At 63.4% G+C, this 3,070-nt stretch carries 2 protein-coding genes; both read left to right on the forward strand.

Annotation, left to right across the window (positions count from 1 at the left end):
• Nucleotides 1–147: 147 nt before the first annotated feature.
• Complete coding sequence (locus tag ETQ85_RS25665) at nt 148–1,425, forward strand: TolC family protein (protein ID WP_246128917.1); 1,278 nt, start codon at nt 148–150, stop codon at nt 1,423–1,425.
• Nucleotides 1,422–3,041 (forward strand): efflux RND transporter periplasmic adaptor subunit, encoded by a 1,620-nt coding sequence (locus tag ETQ85_RS25670; protein ID WP_148581816.1) that lies wholly within the window; start codon nt 1,422–1,424, stop codon nt 3,039–3,041. The genes ETQ85_RS25665 and ETQ85_RS25670 overlap by 4 nt, the downstream gene beginning before the upstream one ends.
• The last annotated feature ends 29 nt before the right edge of the window (nt 3,042–3,070 follow it).

The following is a 3,070-nucleotide window of genomic DNA, read 5'->3' on the forward strand; positions in this document are numbered from 1 at the left end:
CTGGCTTCTCAGGAAGCGGCTCGGCTCAAAGTCGACGAGAGTCGCCAAGGTGCAGTCGCGTGAGCGCAAGGGGCGACGTAAGAAGTGACGGCTTGCTGGCAAAGTGACTTCGCTTGCCAGAGTCCGACAATATTCAGGGAGTCATCAATGAAGATGCGTACGAAACCGCGCGCAAGTTGGTTGTACGCCGTGGTGCTGGGGGCATTCAGCCTGGCTGCGCAGGCACAGGACGCCTCGCTTGGCGCCAATGTCGAATCGCTATTGGACTTCGCCCGCAGCCGCAATCCTGAATACGCCTCGATGCGTTTCGAGGCTGAAGCCGCCGCCGAGCGAGTCACACCGGCCGGCGCCTTGCCGGACCCGAAGTTTCGAACCGAATTGCGTGACATCACCCGGATGGGTGAGCAAAACCCGACGCTGGCGCCGGCCCGAGTCGGCAGCACACGCTACCTGCTGATGCAGGACGTGCCCTGGCTCGGGAAGCGGGATCTCAAGCGGGAAATCGCCGAACTCGATGCCCGCGGCGCCGAAGGGCGTGCCAGCGGCACCTGGGCAGAACTGGCGGCCCGGATCAAGACCGCCTATTCCCAGCTCCAGTACGTCTATCGCAATGAACAGCTGACCCGCGAAATCCTCGACCTGATGACGCGCCTGGAGAAGATCGCCCAGGTGCGCTACGCAGGTGGCTTGGCGGCTCAGCAGGACGTGATTCGGGCACAGGTGGAGCAGACCGGCATGAAGAGCGAGCTGGTCGCCCTCGAGAATGAACGCCGGCAGCTCCAGGCAAGGTTGAATGCCCTCCTTGCAAGGCCCAGCGCGTCCCCCCTGGCTGCGCCAGAGCGCCTGAGAACGCTCCCAGCCCCGGCCCAGCTCGACCCGTTGGCTCTTGAGGAGCGTGTCCGGACAAAGAACCCGCAGCTCTTTGCCGAAGAGGCCCGGATCCGTTCGGCCGAGAAGAATCGCGAACTGACTTACAAGAACCGCTATCCGGACTTCACGTTGGGCGTCTCGCCAATCCAGTACCAGGGTTCCGTGAAGGAATGGGAGCTGATGGTCGAACTGAACCTGCCCCTGCAGCAGGGCTCCCGCCGTGCCCAGGAACGGGAGTCGGAAGCCATGTTGTCGGCCGCCCAAGCCCGTCGCGACGCTACCGCCAACCAGGTTTTGGGTGAACTGGCCGAGAACCTGTCCGGCTTCGACGCCGCCCGGCGCACCGAAGCCCTTGCCGCAACCAGCTTGTTGCCGCAATCCGAACTGACTTTCAAGGCGGCCTTGGCCGGCTACGAAACCGGCAAAGTGGATTTCGCCACCTTGCTCGACGCCCAGCGGCAGATCCGTCAGGCCCGTCAAAACCGTATCAAGGCCCAAGCCGATGCGCAGATGCGCCTTGCAGAAATCGAACGAATCCTCGGAGAAGATCTATGAAAACAGGCGCAGGTATTGCGATCGGCCTCTCGGTCGCCCTGGCGGCCGGTGGTGGCTACTGGCTGGGCCAGCGGCCGGCAGCAAGTCATGAACCTGCGGCCAGTCAGGTTGCTGCCCCTTCGGCAGAAGGCACGAAGAAGAAACGCAAGCTGCTGTACTACCGCAACCCGATGGGGCTGCCGGACACCTCGCCGACCCCCAAGAAGGACCCGATGGGGATGGACTACATTCCGGTCTATGAAGGCGAGGCCGACGAGACGCCCGCAACTGCCAGATGGATCAAGATCAGCACCGAGAAAGTGCAGAAGCTCGGTGTGCGTACCGAGGCAGCGGAACTGCGCGCCCTCGACAAACTGGTGCGCGCTGCCGGTCGGATCGAAATCGATGAGCGGCGCAGCTTTGCCATCTCCCCGAAGTTCGAAGGTTACGTGGAACGCCTGCACGTGAACGTCACCGGCCAGCCGGTCGCCAAGGGCCAGCCGCTGTTCGAGGTATACAGCCCGGAACTGGTCTCCGCCCAACGTGAGTACGCCATTGCCGCCCAGGGTGTCGAAGCCTTGAAGGATGCTGGCAGCGAAGCCCGGAGCGGCATGCAGCAACTGGCCGAATCGAGTTTGCTGCGTCTCAGGAACTGGGACATCTCCGAGGAGCAGATCCGTGCGTTGGCAAAATCCGGTGCATCCAAGCGCACGCTGACCTTCCGTTCCCCGGTTTCCGGCGTCATCACTGAAAAGAAAGCGCTGCAGGGGATGCGCTTCATGCCGGGCGACACCCTGTACCAGGTAGCCGACCTGTCGTCGGTATGGGTTGTCGCCGACGTGTTCGAACAGGACATCGCTCAGGTGCGTACGGGGGCCGTGGCGAAGGTGCGCATCAATGCCTACCCGGACAAGGTCTTCGAGGGCCGCGTGACCTATGTTTATCCGACCCTCAATGCAGAAACGCGAACGGTGCCGGTTCGGGTTGAACTGGCCAATCCCGGCCAGCTCCTGAAGCCCGCGATGTTTGCGCAGGTAGAGGTGCCGGTAGGAGGCAAGGGACAGGTCGTGACCGTGCCGAATTCGGCAGTCATCGACAGCGGCACCCGCCAGATCGTCCTCATCGCGCACGGCGAAGGGCGCTTCGAGCCGCGGGACGTGAAGCTAGGTGGGCGTAGCGAGAACCATATCGAAGTGATGGATGGCGTAAAGGCCGGCGAAAAGGTCGTCGTTGCCGCCAACTTCCTGATCGATGCGGAAAGCAACCTGAAAGCCGCGGTCGGCGGGTTTGGGCATTCGGGCCATGGCGGTGCACCGAAGCCCGGCAAGGACAGCGAGAAGCCTGCGCCGACGCCCCAGGCGGCTGGACACCGGGCCGAAGGGACGGTGGACAGTGTCGATGCCAAGGACGGGACGGTCAGCCTGAATCACGGCCCTGTCGCCAGCCTCAAGTGGCCGGCGATGACCATGGAGTTCAAGGTGGCCAATCCGTCACTGCTGCAGGCCTTGAAGCCGGGCCTCAAGGTGGAGGTCGAGTTCGTCGAGCGCCAGCCCGGCGAATGGGTGATCACCTCGGCGGCCCCCGCCGGCAAAGCAGCCACGTCGGCGCCGGCTGCCAATCCTCACGCAGGCCACTGACACAGGATCCATCATGCTTGCCAGGATCA

The sequence above is a fragment of the Zoogloea oleivorans genome (assembly GCF_008107625.1).
Taxonomy (GTDB): Bacteria; Pseudomonadota; Gammaproteobacteria; order Burkholderiales; family Rhodocyclaceae; genus Zoogloea; species Zoogloea oleivorans.